An 18,432-nucleotide genomic window follows, 5' to 3' on the forward strand; every position below is an offset into this window, starting at 1 on the left:
TTCATTATTAAAGGGAGGCAAATGCAATGAAGAATACGTATCAACTTCAAATTCCGAAAGAACTAGAGCGGTATCGTAGTATTTTAGAAGAAAGTGTGAAACCGTATATTAAAGTGTCTGGAACATTAGCAGAGACAACGCTTTTTGAGAGTAAGTTTGGTGGCTATCCGTATTTACCTATAGATCAAGAGCACCCTAAAGATTCAAACGGACAACCTATGATGTTACTTGCGCAGCTAAACTTTGAAGAAATGCCGCATGTTGAATATATGCCTCAAAAGGGATTGTTACAGTTTTTCGTAAGTGCTGATGATGAACTGTACGGAGCAGATTTTGATCATCCAACAACCCAAAAAGACTTTCGAATTATTTATCATTCTACAATTATAGAAGATTTAAATAAGGTTATTACTGATTTTAGTTATTTAAACGCTTTAGAATTAGAGGACTTTATCATACCTGAAGCAGCAAAATTGAAGTTTGAATTAGGTTATCAACCAGTAACATCAAGGGATTATCGATTTGAAAAGATGTTTAGTGAGGAGATTGATTGGGAAGAAATTGTTGATGGAGAAAATAATACAGAATTAGGCGAACTGTATGATGATTTATGTAAAGATCAAGGGCATAAAATTGGTGGTTATCCATTTTTCACACAGACAGATCCAAGGGAATGGGAAGAAAAATACGAGCAACATGACATGTTATTGTTACAAATTGATACAGATGATTCATTAAATATTATGTGGGGAGATTCTGGAGTTGCTAATTTCTTTATAAAAAAAGACGATTTATTAAATCTAGATTTTTCCAATGTTATTTACAATTGGGATTGTTATTAAAATCTTATAAATGAAATACTAGCAAGCTAAAAAATCTTCCTGAAGGTGAGGGAGATTTTTTTATGTTAAAAACAAACGTTATGTTAACTAGAATAAAAAGCGATGAGTGTAATGAAAGTCAAGCGTAAATAACAGCAAATCATACAAAGTTATAAAACGCGTGCAAATAGCAATAAATTCATTAAGTAAAACATAAAATAAAATTACTAATTTATATTTTGTATAGAAATAATTTTTCTGTATAAAAATTTCTTGCCGATCAAAAATATTTTTGATTCGTTAAATCTTAAGCGATTATTGATTAGGATTTGCTGCGATGGATTTATAACAAAAAAACGATAAAAACTGTAGAAATTCGTTTACATACGATTTTATATAAATCTCATTAAAAATCTCCGTTTCGTCTCATTAAGTATAGTTTACTTGGTTTTTGATACCTGATATTGCTTTGTTTCTATAACTGCCTATAATATATATTATGTTAACTAATTAAAAATAATAAACTTATTATATATTAGCTATTAGTTGTTTCGCTCCCCTTTTCACAGGATTCATTCTGTGTGATCGATTGTGTGCTTATTTGTTGTTTTATGAGTTGATGATGATTATGTCTCCAGATATAAATTATATTTAAGACAATAAAAAATGCAGTTCGTTTTAAATCAATCACATTAAACGAATTGCATGGATATGATTAAATTAGTTTGCTACAGCAATTTCTTCGATTTCAATTAATAAGTTATCGTTAATTAACTTTCTAACTTCTACAGCCGAACTTGCTGGTGGATTTTTAGTATCAATGTATTGATCTCGAATCTCTCTGACAATGGCCATTTGAGAAATATCTGTTAAGAAAAATGTTAATTTTACTACATCATTAAATTCTAATTCCGAAGTATCTAATGTACTTTTAATATTTTCGAATACTTGTCGCGTTTGTGTAGCTAAATCACCAACGCCAATTATTTGACCATCAGTATTGATTGCTACTTGCCCAGATATGTAAATTGTTCGTTTTGCGTTACTAACTTCGACTACATGCGAGTATCCAAAAGTTGGTGGCATCGTTTCTGGATTGATAAATTTCTTTTGCAAGGTGTCTCTCTCCTTTTTAAGTAAATTAATTGTAAAATCTATGTATTTACTATGTTCTATAAATAAAAATAAGAATCCTTTAATAATTTCAACTAAAAAACCTTAGTATGGCTATGTTAATACCTATACTAAGGTCATCTAGAATTTTAAATTTAGTTATTGGTAGTTGGATTTATCAAAATTAATTCGTTCGTACTTTCTTTTAAATTGATTATCATTTTTTAGCCAACGTTTAAAAGTCGATTCGCTTATTTCTAAATTTGAACAAGCTGTAGCATTACATTTATTTTTCGCATATTCTTTAAGAAAATTTTGTTTTCTTTGTTTAACGGCAGTTTGAGTTTGTTTTAGTTTTCGATCTTGTAATTGGTCTAAACTTTGACTTTCTTTCTGAAATTCTTCATATTTTCTATACAAATAAATATCTTTGTCTGTATAAATCCAATTTGAAAATAATTGTATTGATTTTCTCCCGGTTAAAATGACGCGATAATGTTTATTTTGATTTAGTAAATCGGCTGATAAATTGTGATTTTGTAGTATTTGATGTAAAGAATTCATAAAAGTATATGATCCTCCTACAAAACTGACTGTATACGTTTCATACTTGACGTAACCATCCCCATCAAAATACCCACGCACAAAATGATGTAAATATTCTTCTGGTACAAATGGAATTTCAATGTTAAATGATTTACATGGCTTAATTCCGTGAATGTTCATTAAATCGTCTTTTATTGTTTTGCTATTTATGTTTAGCATATATACGCCTGTTTTTTTGTTTTGATATAGTGGCTGGTTGGTGTTTAGTTCTTGTTTTATATCTTCTAAAATGTAATTTTCTTTTTGAGATATACTGACACATTGATTTTCTTTCTGTATGACACCATCTGCTGCTATAAACCCTAAAATATAAGCCATATTGTTTGACCACGTTTTAAAATAATCTTCTGTTATGTCATACTTTCTCTTCCAACTCCCTATAGCGCGCCTTGGAACGTTATTGTCTGTTAAAACCATACGAATATACCTAGCAGACACATTGGCAAGCGTAGCTATTTCTGAGGTACTCTTTCCTTCTGCATATAGCTGCGTTATTTCAGATTTTGATAGTTTACATTTTGATTTCTTTTTTCTTTCTATTTGCACTTACATCCTCTCCTTCTTACACTTAAATAGAGACTTACTTTCTTCTATAACATACAACAAAACATATGTTCTTTGTTGCATATAAAAATGAATTTACTAAATTAAAACAATTTACATTTACTTCATATTAGTTTCATCTGCTGCTATATAATTTTCATTTTATATATAAAAATAATGAATTTGATAAATTTATGAAATGTAATGCGTTTAAGATGAAAGGTAAGATAATTTCGTTTACACTACAATTAGCTACAATAACAACATACGTATATTGTTAAACGTAAAAAGGAGAACGAATGAAAAAGAAATACATAAATCAAATTCATACTGATGTAAGTTTTAAACCGAAGGATATTATCGGTTTAATGACTGATTACTTTAAAATGAAATCAAAGCTGCGTCCTATAAAGAATTTACCTATTGTTTTATCGGATAAAAATAATGAGTTTTTAGAGAGGGTGACATGGTTTGGGCACTCTGCTTCACTATTGAAAATAGAAGGGAAAACATTGTTATTAGACCCGATGTTTGGAGATGCCTCTTCCCCATTTCCTCTGTTTACTAGTAAACGTTATAGTGGTGCTTTTTCTTTAAAACGTGAAGACCTTCAAGAAATTGATGCGATTATCATTTCTCATAATCACTATGACCATTTGAATTACAAGAGTATTATGCTGTTAAAAGATCGCGCAAAGCACTTTTACGTTCCAATTGGAGTTGCACAATATTTAATTAAATGGGGTGTTTCACCTAGCAAAATTAGTGAACATAATTGGTGGGACGAAATTACATTTGATAATATAAAGTTAGTTTGTGCACCTGCAAGGCATTTCTCTGGACGGAGTATGACAGATAGAGATTGTTCGTTATGGTGTTCATGGCTTATTCTTGGCCAAGAGACTAGAGTTTTCTTTAGTGGTGATAGCGGGTATGCTCCTCACTTTAAGGAAATTGGTGATAAGTACGGTCCATTCGATCTTACATTGATGGAATGCGGACAATATGATCCGAGGTGGTCTGCTATTCATATGTTACCTGAAGAGACGGTTCAAGCTCATATTGACGTGAAAGGAGATCTACTTCTTCCAATTCATTGGGGTGCTTTTACATTAGCATTACATGAATGGAGTGATCCAATTGAACGAGTTACGAAAGAGGCTAACCGTTTAGGAGTTAAAATTACAACGCCTCAAATTGGCGAATCTATTGCGTTAAAATCTAAAGACTATCCTTCATCAGCATGGTGGAGAGAAATTTAATTATAAATAAAAAAGAGCGAACCTTCTTATAAGTGATTCGCTCTTTTTCTGTATTTAAGTTTATTTCACTTAGTTTGCATTTACGCTATCTGAAACTCTACTTGTTCGAACAGAGGTGCATTCCTGCTTTTTACAATTGAATTATTTTATCTATTGAACTGTCCTGTTTAGCCAATTCATCATTTCTATAATCTATTAATTTCTGATTAGATAATACAAAGTTGTGCTCTAATATTAATTCATTGTGAAGTAATTCCGGTGAAAAATTAGGTATCATCTCTCCTGCGCCGTAATTATAGTCACTTAGAATCCAAGAAATTTCTTTCCAATCAAGAATTCCTTCTGAGACTTTTTTTGGAGTGTGATATGTAAATTCATTCAGTAGCTCTATTAGATAAACATACATGCCACCAGAATATGAAGAGTCCTCCCATTTAATAATACCTTTAAACCGAATTTGGTCCTGCGTAATTTCTATATTAGTCTCTTCTTTTATTTCACGAATTGCATTTTCTAAAGGTGTTTCTCCCTTTTCGATCTTTCCTCCTACCCCATTCCACAATCCTTTTACAGGATCATATTCTCTATTTAACATAAGTATCTCTTCATTTCTTTTTATAAAACATAAAGTATGCTTGTACATAATGTATGTAATTCCTTCCTATGTTTTTAATAAGCTCTTACTGGTGATATAAGATGTATTGCTGCAGATTGTGACCCTGCTTCAATTAATATTGGTCTCATAGAACCGCTGAAACTTAAAGTAACCGTTTCTTCTTTTATCGCCTTTAAAGCATCCAACATAAATCGTCCATCGAAAGATATATTTAATTGTTTTTCACCTTGAATCGTATCTACCTGTTGTGTCTCGGATATTTTTCCAATCTGAGAAGCGTTAGAAGAAATCTTAATTGCGGATTCGTTTATGATTTCTAAGTTGACATTGTTATTTGCCCAATCACTTGCTAATAAGTTTGATCGATCTACACCTTGTAAAATCTTTTTTCTATCTATGTTAATGACTGTCTGAAAATCATTTGGAATTAAACTAGAAATATTAGGATATTTTCCTTCAATTAGTCGTGAATATAATGTAGTTGTGCCGAATGTAAAAATAATGTGACTTTCTGAAAGATAGATATATACGAATTCGGAATTACTAGTCATTAATTTTAGAAGTTCACTAATAGTTGCACTTGGTACGATACAACTTGCTTTCACATCTGTAGATATCATTGTTTCGCGTATAGCAAGTCTATGTGAATCAGTTGCTACGCAAATTAATTTATTATGATCTAACTCGAAATGAACGCCAGTAAGAACCGGTCTTGATTCATTTTTAGCTACTGCAAAGACAGTTTGTTTAAATACTTCAATTAATCGTTCTGTTTCCACTTGTATTTTTGTATGACCGTCTATAAGTGGTACATTCGGAAACTCATATGCTGGAAGTCCGTTTAAGTTTAATGTAATTTCTTCTGATTGTATCGTAATGATTTGCTCATTCGTACTTTTTATTGATACATCACTTGGCATTTTCTTTATAATTTCAATGAAATATTTTGCAGGTACTACAATAGTTCCTGCTTTTACTATAGTTGGAATTTGGTCGTCTTCGTTGGAACTAGGGATGAATTTTTCAATGAAAATATTTGAATTACTTGCGATTAAAGTAATTCCAGATTGATCTGCAGTTATTTTTATACCAGATAATATAGGTATTATAGCTTTAGTAGATACAGCTTTACTTACTTCTGAAAGTGCTTGAGTGAAATGTTTATGATTAACGATAAACTCCATTTTTTCCCCGCCTTACATGAAATGATAATGTTATGAAGATTGATGAATGATTGTTCCGTTAAAAAAGTAAGGTGCTGTTTCTTTCCTTTGTAATATAATTAATAAGTGTTCTGGTATACGTAAATGTGGTGCTGCTCTATGTAATTCCATCCAAGTAATCTCTTCAATTTCTTTTGGCCTTGTTATATTTGTCTCCCCGTCAATTATTTCACCTAAAAAATTAAAGAAAATTGCATGATGTCCTCTCTCTTCGAAAAAAGCTTCGCTAATGTAACAAATACCGTTTACAGTTATATGTAGACCGGTTTCTTCTTTCACTTCCCGAATTACTGCCTCTTCTAACGTTTCTCCTAATTTAACTGCACCACCTGGTAATGTGTAATAAGAACCATTCTTCCCTTTGTTTTTTACCATTAAGATCTTTTCATTTGTTTTATCGTATAAAAGTGCATATGTGACATTTACTTTTTTCATACGTACCTCCTCTGTTTTTAATAAAAGGAATTTTCTGTCTGTTTATCATTCTATCATTAACTCGGTTTAATAGTAAGTTCCCTAAGTATTAGAATAAAAAATTGATTAAATTAATACTAAATAAAAATCCCAGAGTAGCTCCAAAATTAATAAAAACCCCGCTCTCATTTTGAGACGAGGTTAAACTTATATAACAAACGGATTCCAAATTAGCCTTTCTTTAGATCAATTTTAAAAGTATACATATGAGACCCGTATTTTTTGTTAATAGCCAAAGATTTTTTACTTCCCAATTTCACAAAGTAGTTTTATCTCTTTGATTTGTTCTATATGACGCTGTTCATGCAAATAGATCAGTTCTATCCACTGATCAAGAAGTAATTCTCCAAGAGCTGGATGCATCACTGATTTTTTCGTTAGTATAGATTCATCTTCTATTGTACTTAGGAAACGCATTAATTCTTTTCTCGATTCGTTTAACAAATTGACCATTTGCTGCACTTCAAATAGTTCTAAACTGGGTTCAATCATTTCTGGAGCTGCAAATTTTATCGCTCTATCTTGTAATATAGAGTGAATTTCTCGACGTTCTTTTAGGGTACTATCAATCTTTTTTAAGCCAGATGAAATAACCTTTATAACCACTTTATCCAATAAAACTAAGTGATGACATACTTGTGCTATACTCCATTTATTCTTATCTGGCTTATTGTTGAATTGCGCATCGTTCAACATCGTAATTTCCTCGAATAGATTTTTTCTTATTTCATAAAACTTGTCATTCACAAATGAATTCATAAGAATTTCCCCCTTTATTTGAATGTCCACTCTTAGATTCCTATTTTAAATATATTCGCTATAAAAAATAGTTTCCCATCACTACTATTCTAATCCTATCTTTTTTGCTTTAGAAGTGCCTCTAAATATGAATTGCCTCAAAATTTTCTTTTAAATGCATAATCCAAAAGGATAAATTTGTATTCCAAATACTAACGTTAATTCTATATACACTTTATAAACGTTTTTCTAAATAGTAATGATTATGTCCTTTCGGATGATCTTCACTTACTCCAATCACTTTATATCCATGCTTTTTATAGAAATCAGGTGCTTGAAAGCTAAAAGTATCTAAATTGATTAGCCTACTCTCATTTTCAATTGCAAATTCTTCAATTAGTTTTAATAACTTACTTCCGTATCCTTCGTTTCTATACTCTTCAGAAACCCAAAGGAAATCGACATGTACGTGGTGCCAAAATGTAATCGCAGTTATTCCACCTACAATTTCTTCCTTTTCATTTCTCACTATAAAACTAATTTTTTCTGAAAGCTTTTTCTCTTCATCCGAAATATGTTTTTGGTTATACTCAATTACTTTTTCTCTTATGTAATCACTATCTTCTTGGACCCATTGTTTTACTATTTTCATTTTAATTATCACGCTCCTTTTCAAGTATCTATTCAATTTAATAATCGTAATATCCTGTCTAACTTAATAGTCGTAGAGCACTGTTTCATTTCACCAAAATAAAGAAAAGCCGTACTACATTTTATCTGTCGTACGGTTTTATACAGCGTTTGATTCTTTTTAATTAAAACTTCTGTTAGTTTTAACATATTAGTACAATAATTCAATTGTATTACTGCGAAAAAGAATGAACATTCCTAAGCCAATTAGAACTATTGGAACGATAATATGACAATTTCTCTCAAGTACTTTAGCTAAACTAGGAGCTCTTAACAATGTGTAGCTAATAAAGCACCATATTGCTATCATGCAAAAAAAGATAACTAATGTAACAATATTTGTTTTAAGATTTTGACTAGCGAACATTGGTATATAAATTGAAATATTATCAGCTCCATTAGCTAATGTAATCGAAGCTACTTTAAATATTGAACCTGAAACGTTATCAATAAATTCATTTCTTTTATAAGAACGAAGTGACAATAGTCCTTTCATTCCCATATAAATTGGCACGAATCCTAATAACCCAATCCACGATATAGGAATGAAAAAAGAGCCTAAAGAACCAATGATGCTCAAAAAAATAATTACACTAAACCCCAAATATTGTCCAATAACAATATAAAGTTCTTTCATCTTAGTTTTTTCTCGGACAGCTCTAGCTTCCTTCTTAATTATTCCTGTCTTTACTTGTGAAAATAAAACAAGGAGTATAAAAATGTCATCAATATTTGTTGAAATGAATGCTATAAAAGAAGAAATTATGGTTGTAACCAATATAAGCCAACTACCTTCATTATAAATTTATAAGAAAATAATGGTCTATTAATGAATTGCATTTCTAATAACAAAATTGGTTAACTGTAGTTTTTAAGAACATTTTGGTTCCTTTATAAAACAATATGATTATTTAACTAATCTGCTACTTGGTTCGTTAAGAAATAAACTACTTTATTCCTTTCTAAATCATTTCACTTTGAATTATGTAACTCTTTTCTCCCTGCACAATTAGTAAAAAGGAAAATTAAATATTTTGTAATATAAAAAGAGCCCTTTTTGAGGACTCTTTTTATAATTAAGCTACTTTCCGATATAAATGTTGTGTTTCTTTTTTCTTTTCTGCTTTTGGTGGGCGAATTAAAATCGAAATAATGAAGGAAATAACGCTTAAAACACCGATTATAATAAAGGTCGGTTGAAACCCACCAAGTAATGCTCCGATGAACGCTCCTGCAAGTGCGCCAAATCCGAAACCTTGATATACAATCCCGTAATTTGTACTATGGTTTTTTAATCCGAAGAAATCTCCAACAATGGCTGGGAAGATTGTGATATTACCACCAAAGCAAAAAGCAACACTTGCTACACAAGCGAAATAAATTCCATAATTTAGAGGAATGAAACTTAAAGTAAAGACTGACAATCCAATTATTATAAATGTTGCAGAAACAATTTTCATTCGACCAATTTTATCTGATAACGTTCCAAGTACGATTCTACCTACCGTATTAAAAATCGCAATCATTGCGACGGCGTTAGCTGCAGTTGCTGCGCTAAGTCCAACGAGTTGTACACCGATATCTTTTACCATACCGATTAAATATAGACCGCCCATACACGATGTGAATAGCATAAAAAACAAGAGATATACTTGTTTCGTTCGCATCATTTCACGAGGTGTATAGTCATTGTGTAATGATTCAATTACAGTGTTACTTACGATTGCTTCACGTAAGAAGAACGATCCGGTTAAAACTAAAAGCAAGACGATGATACCCCAATATAAAAATGCTTTCGATACACCAAGACTATCGATAAGACTTCCGTTTATATATCTAAAGATTAAACTACCCATTCCATATGCCGAAACAGATATGCCAGAAATAAGTCCTTTCCGATTTGGAAACCATTTAATTAAATTAGATAGTGATGTAATATAAGCAGTTCCATCTGCATAACCAACAACAACACCAGCTAATAAATATAGTAATGGTAAGGAAGAAACTTGTGAACTAAGTATTAACCCAAGTCCCAGAACAATCCCTGCCGTAGCGATGAGTTTACGAAGGCCTAACTTTTGCTGCAATTTCCCTGCAAATAAGGTTGAAAATGATAAAGAAAAGCTTGTTATGGAGAAAGTTATCGCAACGGCATTGAGATTCCATCCAAACTTACTGACAAGGGGTTGATTAAATAAACTCCATGTATAAATTGTCCCAAGGCCAATTTGAACAATGATTGTACCTAGAACAATTAGTAACGGATTTATAGAAGTTTGTTTCATACTAACTGTCCCCTTCTTTAGTCATGACATGAATTTTCACAATTAGTATATCCATCATAAATTACAAAATACTGTACGGAAAATGGTAATTCAGCTCATGTACACAAAAAGACACTCCATAATGAAGTGTCTTTTTGCAGGTTATATTAGATTTACTTAAAGAAAGCTTTGTTAAGATAAGACATTTTCAAATGCTTATGTATATAGCATACCAAAAGATTTTTTTCATGTGATGGGACTTAAGATGTATTTTTCCATCATCATATAGTCGGATGGATAAAAATTAATATTCGATTTCATCAAAATCCTTCGGCTGCGGTACCGTCTGCATATTAGCTGCGTCTTTTGGATCGCTATAAATTGCATTTTGTTCTGTATTTACATCTTTAATGTTTTGCTTTTTGTTTTTATTCATTTTATCTTTCAATTTTCTCACTCCTTTTCATTATAGGAGTCATTATGCCCTATTACTGTTACGAAATGTATCAGCGACTAAATTGCTAAATTCACGTAAATAATATAAATAATTATCACCGCCGTAGTTATATCTTTTATTATACATTTTCGCAACAACTACATTATATTCAGGTATTACTAATATAGTCGGTCCGGTAATTCCTAATATTTGATACGATCCTTTTGGAACTCTTTCACCAAGTTCACTTAAAAGCGCAGGTTCATTTTGAACGAACCAAAACAACCCGTTTTGTGGTAGTTCTTTGTTTACAAATGTTGGGCTCTGCAAACTCGTAGCAATTTTTATAACTTCTTTTGGAACAATTTGTTTTCCGTTTATCACACCTTGATTTAAATGGAGATTGCCCCACTGCGCAAATTCTCTAGCTGAGACAAATAGATTTTTTTCAGTACCATCATCTACTGTACCAATTTCACTGATTGCGTCTTTATTTGGGTCATTAACAACTTCAACTAAATTTTCATCTTGCTTAATTCTCCAACCTGTTTCTTGAAAATTAGCAGGTGTCAACACACGCTCTTTTAATAATTCAGGAAAACTTTTACTATATAGCTGATAAATAAGACGTGTTATCATTCTTACATTAACATCTCTATACGCCCATGATTGTCCAGGTTCAAATTCACGAAAAATCGTCCCGTCATTCGTTTCTCCTAAACCATGCGAATGAGTTACTAAATGTCTTATCGTTGTTTTACCAAGTAATTCAGGATCAAAATCTTTAAAATACTTTATCGCTTCATCATCAATAGAGGTTATTTTCCCCTCGTAAAGTGCAAATGCTACCATTAAACCTAAATAACTTTTTCTAGCAGAAGCAACATTGAACTGTGAAGATGCGTTCACTTTTTTATTAGTCGATGTATTTGAGTGATATCCACTATAATGTTCTAGTACAATTTTGTTATCTTTTATAATACAAAGTGCAGTTGCAGAACTATGATTTTTTTCTTTTATATATTCTACCAAAGAAATTAACCTATCGTATGTATACAAATAAATCCCCCTTAACACGTATAACAATTACAGTTGAAAGAAAAGTGCAAAATAATTTTCACACCTTTCTTTCAAGTAAAATAGTTTTCTTACTATAATTAAATGATCCACCAGTTCCAGCAGTTAAAACAACCGAAACATCCAGCGCAACCTACACAACGTCCACCGCAACCTCCGCATCTTCCGCCGCCACATCCACCACAGCGACCACCACAACCTCCGCATCCGCCACAACGACGTGCATCGTCTTGAATGTAATAGTATGGATATTGATTTTGTTGCAGTTGATCCCAATACACAACATTACCAGATTGATAATCATTAAGATTTAATAATTGTAGTTCTTGTTGAAACTGATTCATTACGAAACCCTCCATTTATAAAAATAAATTCCGTCCAAATAGTAGAAAAAGGCTATAGACTAAATGCGTACATCAACAAAATATGAAATTAAACTAGGTGATGTACCTTGTTTTTTAGCCTATTTTCTTAATCTGCTTTCGGTGGACGTATTTACTATTAATAGAGGTGCTTAAAAATTACTAATCCAACAGTTTAGTAGTTCATCGCTTAATTTTCTTTCTAGTAACTCTTTAACTGAAGGCGCTGGCATAATTTTATACGTATGTAAAGCTTCTTGAGTATAATCTATCCAATGAAACGCTAAATGAGATTCTTTAGATTTTGGTATGAAATCAATATGTAACTCTTGCGAATCTACTTCAAAAATATGATTGATTTCATGATGAAGAACTTCACGGTCTTGCCATTGGTTTTCTATGACGCCTAAAAATTGTTTTATACTACAATTTACTCCGAGTTCTTCTCTTAGTTCTCTTATTAATGCATTCTCAGCTGATTCGCCAACTTCAACATGACCACCTGGTAAAAAATAATGATGGCCAATATATTCAGCCAATAATAATTTATTATCCTTTAACATAACAGCTCGTACAATATGATGAAATTTATTTTTCAATTGCTATTCCTCCCAGTCATTTATTTTAAACGAATAAACGATATACTTGCTCACCATCATAATCATGTCCCAATGGCTGAAAACCGTAACGTTCGTACAGTTTCTTTGCAAAAATATTATCTTTATGTACGGTTAATCTAATTTCTTTACACGCCTTACATGTATTTTTTATTAAATAAATACTTTCTTGTAATGCCGCTTTTCCATAACCGTTACCTTGCTGCTTTTGATCAACAATAAATCCATTTATCCAATGCATATCAGTTGTTTCTCTTACAACAGCATGCATAATAAAACCAACTATTAGATCGCCATCGTATATCGCAAATGGTATGTACTCTACATTGTCACCATCTGGTTTTATATACACTTTAGCAAGTGAAACTGCTACGGATGGAACAAATTTCGTCTGATTTTCTTTAACTTGTAACTTTAAGGCATCTTCCCAATTCTCTCTCGTAACAATCTTTAACTGGACATTCAATATTGTAAGCTCCTTTATAAAGAGAATGTATTTATATATTCAACGTATTGAAATAAATCCCTGTTTCGACAGCGATTTATAGCATAGTTTTAATAAAATCTTGTATAAATTTTTCTTCATCTATTTCTAAAGCAATACAAGCTCCTTCTGATATAGAACTAGGTCGAAAATCAGCAAATGTTTGTCCTTTCGTATCTCCATATGTATCAACATTCACTGTACGATGTACAAATTCAAAAAAACTTGGATTTACTAATCCACTTATAGCAACCACATCATGAAGCAAAGGCCCTTCGATAGATGGATTAAGTTTTTGGTATGCAGAAAAATAGTAATCATACATTGGTTTCATTATCGTATGGAATGGATTCTTTGAATTAGCTTGAATATAGTCAAATACATTTGGTGTTAACACAGCTCTGTTTGTTACATTTAAAGGAAATATCAATAAATTCTTTGCTTGCTGAAAAACAATTTTACTTGCAATAGGATCTCCATACACATTTGCCTCTGCTAATGGCGTAACGTTTCCTACTTCTAAAAAGACACCGCCCATGAAATATATTCCTTTTACATTTAGCATTAAATCATTCCATAAATTAAAAGCAATTGCTAATGAGGTAGATCTTCCTACATCGACAATTGTTAGATCCTTTCCGTACTTTACAAGAATCGAAGCAATACTACCAAAATTGTATATTGGGATAGACAATACACTTTCTGGCACGTGAATAGAACCTAATCCTTCTGGTCCATGAATTTCAGGATAATATGTTGTAATTTCTTCTGTAAGTGGTTTTGTTGCACCGCTAATAACAGGAATGTCTTGTCTATTTGCTAGCTGTAAAATATACGCTGCATTATGTGCAGCATGTATATGTTCCACATTTCCATATCCAGTTACAATACCGACAATTTCAATTTCAGGATGCAGTAAACCAAACATAATGGCAAACGAGTCATCAATACCTGGGTCTCCGAAAAATAATACTTTTTCCAAAGGATGTCTCCTTTCATATAGAAAATAGCAGATGATAATTATGTATATGTAAAAAAATAATTAAACTATACAATTTTATATGAATATTACTAATAAGAATTGTATAAATAAAAAGGATTAACATTATGTTAATCCTTCCTCTAATAAGAAATCTAATTAACAGTTCAATTAAGTCTCTTGCAAATTCTAACCAAACTACTTTGCTATATTGCCGTATTCTGCACTTTGCATTTCTTTCTTTAATGATACATGTGCAATTAAAACCCCAAGTATAGTAATTCCCCCGCCAATTATCGAAACAAATGTCGGCACTTCACCTAACCATAACCACGCAATAAAACATGCAGTTACTGGTGTTAAATATAGAGAACTTGTTGCCTCAGCAGCACCAGAATGAGAGATGATATAAGCCAATGCGATATATGGAAGTACTGTTGGAAATAAACCTAAATATAAAACACTCATATTCACTTCAAGAGGAGCTGCTAATATTTCTGTATACATTCCCGGTAAGAAAATAAGCATACATACAGTACTAGATAAAATTGTATATATGGTAAATGGCAAGAAGCCGTATTTTTTCAAGTAAGAAGTTTGAAAAACGAAAAATAGGCTTTCTGCAATCGCTGCTAATAATATAAATAATCCTCCACTATTCAATTGAATAGTATCTCCTTGACTAAATGATATGAAAGCTATTCCTATAAAACTAATTACACCACCAATCCAACCATTTAATTTCATTTTTTCGTTCAAAAAAACAGAAGCAAAAATTGCCGTTACTATAGGTGTGACCGAAACAATTAAACTTGCAGATCCAGCATTTACTGTTTTTTCACCGTAGTTTAGTGCAATGTGATAAATAGTAAACCCTAAAGCACCAAATATAAAAATTGCTGGGATATCCTTTAAATCTGGTAGCCGCAACTTATATATAAAAGAAAACAAAAGTAGTATAAATGAAGCAATTAATAAACGTAGTAAAGTAAGATGCTCTGGTGTATAAGATTCGAGTCCCATACGAATTGCCGGAAAAGCGGTCCCCCATATTAAAATCGTAAAAGCGTGAGCACATATGATGCGTAAATCCCTTTTTTTATTATGCATGTTATCTTTCCCTCCCTAATAAACCAACCACTTTCAAATTACCAATTATTTCTTTTCATCATATTTAATAGTTGATACAATGTCTTCAACCAGTTATTTATCGTAAAAACCAACCACTTGGCATTTTTAAAGTGAACGAGGGAGTTTTTTTATGACAACTAATAAAAAACTGCCTAAATATCGGCAGATAGTAGATTATATGAAAGAAAAAATCGAAAACGGAGAATGGCCTATTGGAAGTAAGATCCCTAGTCAACGGCAGTTAGCAAAATTATTTCATGTAAATCGAAGTACTGTAATAACTGCACTAGATGAACTTATGGCAGATGGATTGATTCAAGGGAAAATTGGAGCAGGAACAATTGTAACAAATAATACATGGTCATTATTAGCGACGAATCCCCCGCCTGATTGGAGTGAATATGTAAAGGCTGGTATTCATAAACCTAGCAAGTTAATGGTACGAGAAATCAATGAAGCAGAAACAAATAAAAAACTTATCCATCTTAGTAAAGGTGAACTTGCACCTCAACTTTTTCCACTAGAAACCATGCAGTCGATTATGAAAAGCGTATGTGAGGAATTAGAGTATTTTGGATACGAAGAACAAAAAGGTTTTTTACCGTTACGTGAAGCAATAAGTAAATACGTAAAATCATTTGGAATACATGCATCAGCCGGTTCTATATTAATCGTTTCTGGTGCGTTACAAGCATTGCAATTAATATCAATTGGTCTATTGCATAGAGAATCAACCGTTTTACTTGAGCAGCCTTCTTACTTATATTCACTTCATGTGTTTCAATCAGCAAATATAAATCTAGCTGGTATATGTATGGATCATCACGGTATTTTACCTAACGAGTTATTAAAACGAATCAAATATAGTCAAAAGAAAAATATTTTATATTCTATCCCTTGTTTTCAAAATCCAACAGGGATATTAATGTCTCAAGAGCGAAGAAAAGAAATATTGAAAATATGTGAAAAGGAACAGTTACCTATTATTGAAGATGATATTTACCGCGAATTATGGATTGATGAACCACCTCCAGCTCCTTTAAAGTCAATAGATAAACATGGACATGTATTATATGTTGGTAGTTTCTCTAAAACACTTACTCCTGGTCTTAGAATTGGCTGGATTATTGGACCAGAACCTGTAATTGATAGATTGTCAGATATAAAAATGCAAACAGACTATGGATCGAGTTCATTATCCCAAAGAGTTGCTGCTGAATGGATACATAAAGGTTTTTATGATGAACATGTTGCAAACATAAGAATTCAATTAAAAGAACGAAGACAAATCATGATACGGGCTTTAAATAAGTATTGTGCAGATATTGCCACCTGGGATATTCCTAGTGGTGGATTTTTTATATGGCTAAAGGTTGTACCTAGCATTCCGATGAAGAAATTATTTTCAGAGGCACTGTCAAAAGGAATTCTTTTAAACCCAGGACGTATATACGAAGAAAAATCAGATCAGTACATTCGTTTATCATATGGATATGCTTCTCCAGAGCAAATGACTAACGGGATTAAATTGTTAGGCGAATTAATCTGTAAGTTAATGACATAACAAAAACTCCTCTTTTATGTATAGAGGAGTTTTTGTTATGCTTTTTTTCCATAATCCCATGTCCTATTCTAATAAAATAAGTTCGTCATAAAAAAATCTCTGTCAATCCTAAAATCCACTTTACAAAAGTATAAATCACAACATGAGCAACTTTTCTTTCTCTAAATTCTAAATGCGTATTACTTCATTAGTAAATCCCCAAATTTATTAGAGTCTAAATTTGCCTATCTCCTGGTACTGGCTTCCACCAATTACCTGAAACAAACAGCATCGTTAATAAATTATAACTATCACTATAATAGCTCTCTTTCTTATTTTTCATCCAATCCCAGCCACAGTTTACCCAATCTTGATTAATGCTATTCGTAATACTTGCAGCGATAAACGGGGAAACAAATACAGCAGTTGCATAACTACCAATAACAGATCCATTTAGATGATACCCATCTACAATATTTGATGGATTATCATTTGTTTGATTTCTAATCCAAGTTGAAATTTGATCTGAAATGATTTTGCTTCTCTTTTCACTGTACATTGCATAGTCCATCACAATTCTTAAAGGGACACGGCTAGCATTATAATAATGTGCCCCCGTATACTCTGATTCGTTTAAAAAATTTTCAGGTGCTGGCTGCGGAGGGCTGTCTACTACAAAATCTGAAACAAGTCCTGTATTCGGAGAATATTTAGCACTAAACTCTTTATAAATGTTGTACAAATTATTAATGATATTAAGCCAAATTTGATCATTTGTGAACTCATAAAATGCTCTAAAATGTGACATCATCCAATCTGATGATCTGGTATTTAAAGTGGTATTCTTATCCCAATCCCCTAAATTTAAACGATTGTTTATAGTAACAATACTTTTTTTTATTCCTTCTGTAATCATCTGTTGAGCTTCTTTCAAATAATTTATAGCCCCTGTAGATCCCCATTGAGTATGTGCAAGGAGTAATGAATATGCGATATCTAAATCTCCATCTGTAGCTGAAGGGAAATATCCAAAAGCTTTTTTATCATCAGTAACAATCCATCCCATTAAATTTGGATTTCTAGAACTTTTAAAAGTTTTTGCAGTCTTAAACAAGCCGTTATAAATGCTCTGTGCAGCAGAATCATAACCCGCCATTAAAACAGTTATAACCATCCCATATCCTTGTCCTTCTGAGGTTCCAAGTGGAGTAAAACCCTCTGGATTCCCAGTAATTTCACCTTTTACATAGTAGCCACCTGGTAATGAGGATAGGTCGTTTTTTAAATAATTCATTTTCCAATGATTATAATAACTTTTTACTGATTCATTTAGCTCTTCTTGGCTAATATGATTAGGTTTCACAACTCCTGGATGAGTAACTTGTTGTGGAAATGGTTTATGGATAGTATGAATTGATTGGCCCTTTTCCAGCCGCTCTTTACCTGAAGCGTT

General features: G+C 31.9%; 19 protein-coding genes and 1 pseudogene. 3 read left to right on the top strand and 17 right to left on the bottom strand.

The features are described 5' to 3' along the window. Nucleotides 1-26: 26 nt before the first annotated feature. Nucleotides 27-842, top strand: coding sequence for a YwqG family protein (locus AABL52_RS13890; RefSeq protein ID WP_341517691.1), 816 nt, complete (start codon nucleotides 27-29; stop codon nucleotides 840-842). Between the two features lie 699 nt (nucleotides 843-1,541). Here AABL52_RS13890 and AABL52_RS13895 read toward each other — a convergent pair. Beyond that, nucleotides 1,542-1,937, bottom strand: coding sequence for a RidA family protein (locus tag AABL52_RS13895; RefSeq protein ID WP_341517692.1), 396 nt, complete (start codon nucleotides 1,935-1,937; stop codon nucleotides 1,542-1,544). 156 nt (nucleotides 1,938-2,093) lie between these two features. Continuing rightward, nucleotides 2,094-3,086, bottom strand: coding sequence for an LAGLIDADG family homing endonuclease (locus AABL52_RS13900; RefSeq protein ID WP_341517693.1), 993 nt, complete (start codon nucleotides 3,084-3,086; stop codon nucleotides 2,094-2,096). A gap of 296 nt (nucleotides 3,087-3,382) precedes the next feature. On the opposite strand from AABL52_RS13900, the gene AABL52_RS13905 reads away from it, so the two are divergent. Then, nucleotides 3,383-4,345: an MBL fold metallo-hydrolase gene (locus tag AABL52_RS13905; protein WP_341517694.1), complete on the top strand. Its 963-nt coding sequence runs from the start codon at nucleotides 3,383-3,385 to the stop codon at nucleotides 4,343-4,345. Nucleotides 4,346-4,475: 130 nt separating this feature from the next. On the opposite strand, the gene AABL52_RS13910 is transcribed toward AABL52_RS13905, so the two are convergent. The 14 genes from AABL52_RS13910 to AABL52_RS13975 all read right to left on the bottom strand — a co-directional run bounded on the left by AABL52_RS13910 (nucleotide 4,476) and on the right by AABL52_RS13975 (nucleotide 15,415). Next, nucleotides 4,476-4,988: an NUDIX hydrolase gene (locus AABL52_RS13910; protein WP_341517695.1), complete on the bottom strand. Its 513-nt coding sequence runs from the start codon at nucleotides 4,986-4,988 to the stop codon at nucleotides 4,476-4,478. Nucleotides 4,989-5,014: 26 nt separating this feature from the next. After that, nucleotides 5,015-6,145 carry a DNA polymerase III subunit beta gene (gene dnaN, locus AABL52_RS13915; protein ID WP_341517696.1) on the bottom strand — a complete coding sequence of 377 codons (1,131 nt, stop codon included), beginning with the start codon at nucleotides 6,143-6,145 and terminating at the stop codon, nucleotides 5,015-5,017. Between the two features lie 30 nt (nucleotides 6,146-6,175). Continuing rightward, a complete protein-coding gene (locus AABL52_RS13920; protein WP_341517697.1) occupies nucleotides 6,176-6,619 on the bottom strand; it encodes an NUDIX hydrolase in 444 nt (147 codons plus the stop codon). A gap of 282 nt (nucleotides 6,620-6,901) precedes the next feature. Continuing rightward, entirely contained in the window at nucleotides 6,902-7,417 is a 516-nt protein-coding gene (locus AABL52_RS13925) for a DinB family protein (protein ID WP_098259242.1), read from the bottom strand. A 214-nt stretch (nucleotides 7,418-7,631) separates the two neighbouring features. Then, on the bottom strand, nucleotides 7,632-8,048 hold the full coding sequence (locus AABL52_RS13930) for a GNAT family N-acetyltransferase (RefSeq protein WP_341517698.1): 417 nt from the start codon (nucleotides 8,046-8,048) through the stop codon (nucleotides 7,632-7,634). 189 nt (nucleotides 8,049-8,237) lie between these two features. Further along, nucleotides 8,238-8,864: a cadmium resistance transporter gene (locus tag AABL52_RS13935; RefSeq protein ID WP_341517699.1), complete on the bottom strand. Its 627-nt coding sequence runs from the start codon at nucleotides 8,862-8,864 to the stop codon at nucleotides 8,238-8,240. Between the two features lie 298 nt (nucleotides 8,865-9,162). Beyond that, nucleotides 9,163-10,371: an L-lactate MFS transporter gene (locus AABL52_RS13940; RefSeq protein WP_341517700.1), complete on the bottom strand. Its 1,209-nt coding sequence runs from the start codon at nucleotides 10,369-10,371 to the stop codon at nucleotides 9,163-9,165. Between the two features lie 283 nt (nucleotides 10,372-10,654). Beyond that, complete coding sequence (locus tag AABL52_RS13945) at nucleotides 10,655-10,798, bottom strand: hypothetical protein (RefSeq protein WP_000653369.1); 144 nt, start codon at nucleotides 10,796-10,798, stop codon at nucleotides 10,655-10,657. Between the two features lie 30 nt (nucleotides 10,799-10,828). Then, nucleotides 10,829-11,845 carry a serine hydrolase domain-containing protein gene (locus tag AABL52_RS13950; RefSeq protein WP_341517701.1) on the bottom strand — a complete coding sequence of 339 codons (1,017 nt, stop codon included), beginning with the start codon at nucleotides 11,843-11,845 and terminating at the stop codon, nucleotides 10,829-10,831. A gap of 98 nt (nucleotides 11,846-11,943) precedes the next feature. Next, nucleotides 11,944-12,207: a heterocycloanthracin/sonorensin family bacteriocin gene (locus tag AABL52_RS13955; RefSeq protein ID WP_340420103.1), complete on the bottom strand. Its 264-nt coding sequence runs from the start codon at nucleotides 12,205-12,207 to the stop codon at nucleotides 11,944-11,946. 170 nt (nucleotides 12,208-12,377) lie between these two features. Then, complete coding sequence (locus tag AABL52_RS13960) at nucleotides 12,378-12,824, bottom strand: NUDIX domain-containing protein (protein ID WP_098259245.1); 447 nt, start codon at nucleotides 12,822-12,824, stop codon at nucleotides 12,378-12,380. 25 nt (nucleotides 12,825-12,849) lie between these two features. Continuing rightward, nucleotides 12,850-13,308: a GNAT family N-acetyltransferase gene (locus tag AABL52_RS13965; protein ID WP_341517702.1), complete on the bottom strand. Its 459-nt coding sequence runs from the start codon at nucleotides 13,306-13,308 to the stop codon at nucleotides 12,850-12,852. A gap of 76 nt (nucleotides 13,309-13,384) precedes the next feature. Continuing rightward, on the bottom strand, nucleotides 13,385-14,308 hold the full coding sequence (locus AABL52_RS13970) for a nucleoside hydrolase (RefSeq protein WP_098238927.1): 924 nt from the start codon (nucleotides 14,306-14,308) through the stop codon (nucleotides 13,385-13,387). A 195-nt stretch (nucleotides 14,309-14,503) separates the two neighbouring features. After that, nucleotides 14,504-15,415 (bottom strand): DMT family transporter, encoded by a 912-nt coding sequence (locus AABL52_RS13975; RefSeq protein ID WP_340420100.1) that lies wholly within the window; start codon nucleotides 15,413-15,415, stop codon nucleotides 14,504-14,506. Nucleotides 15,416-15,566: 151 nt separating this feature from the next. Between AABL52_RS13975 and AABL52_RS13980 the strand changes: the two genes are divergently transcribed. Further along, nucleotides 15,567-17,000 carry a PLP-dependent aminotransferase family protein gene (locus tag AABL52_RS13980; RefSeq protein ID WP_341517703.1) on the top strand — a complete coding sequence of 478 codons (1,434 nt, stop codon included), beginning with the start codon at nucleotides 15,567-15,569 and terminating at the stop codon, nucleotides 16,998-17,000. Between the two features lie 214 nt (nucleotides 17,001-17,214). Here AABL52_RS13980 and AABL52_RS13985 read toward each other — a convergent pair. Continuing rightward, nucleotides 17,215-18,378, bottom strand: a pseudogene (locus AABL52_RS13985) (glycosyl hydrolase family 8); the annotation flags it as partial. Between the last annotated feature and the right edge of the window lie 54 nt (nucleotides 18,379-18,432).

The organism is Bacillus paramobilis, from assembly GCF_038096195.1.
GTDB lineage: Bacteria > Bacillota > Bacilli > Bacillales > Bacillaceae_G > Bacillus_A > Bacillus_A mobilis.

Bases quoted from the DNA above. Each gene is read 5' to 3' on its own strand.
- AABL52_RS13890 (WP_341517691.1), top strand. From the start codon at position 27: ATGAAGAATACGTATCAACTTCAAATTCCGAAAGAACTAGAGCGGTAT.
- AABL52_RS13905 (WP_341517694.1), top strand. From the start codon at position 3,383: ATGAAAAAGAAATACATAAATCAAATTCATACTGATGTAAGTTTTAAA.
- AABL52_RS13910 (WP_341517695.1), bottom strand. From the start codon at position 4,988: ATGTACAAGCATACTTTATGTTTTATAAAAAGAAATGAAGAGATACTT.
- dnaN (WP_341517696.1), bottom strand. From the start codon at position 6,145: ATGGAGTTTATCGTTAATCATAAACATTTCACTCAAGCACTTTCAGAA.
- AABL52_RS13920 (WP_341517697.1), bottom strand. From the start codon at position 6,619: ATGAAAAAAGTAAATGTCACATATGCACTTTTATACGATAAAACAAAT.
- AABL52_RS13925 (WP_098259242.1), bottom strand. From the start codon at position 7,417: ATGAATTCATTTGTGAATGACAAGTTTTATGAAATAAGAAAAAATCTA.
- AABL52_RS13930 (WP_341517698.1), bottom strand. From the start codon at position 8,048: ATGAAAATAGTAAAACAATGGGTCCAAGAAGATAGTGATTACATAAGA.
- AABL52_RS13940 (WP_341517700.1), bottom strand. From the start codon at position 10,371: ATGAAACAAACTTCTATAAATCCGTTACTAATTGTTCTAGGTACAATC.
- AABL52_RS13955 (WP_340420103.1), bottom strand. From the start codon at position 12,207: ATGAATCAGTTTCAACAAGAACTACAATTATTAAATCTTAATGATTAT.
- AABL52_RS13975 (WP_340420100.1), bottom strand. From the start codon at position 15,415: ATGCATAATAAAAAAAGGGATTTACGCATCATATGTGCTCACGCTTTT.
- AABL52_RS13980 (WP_341517703.1), top strand. From the start codon at position 15,567: ATGACAACTAATAAAAAACTGCCTAAATATCGGCAGATAGTAGATTAT.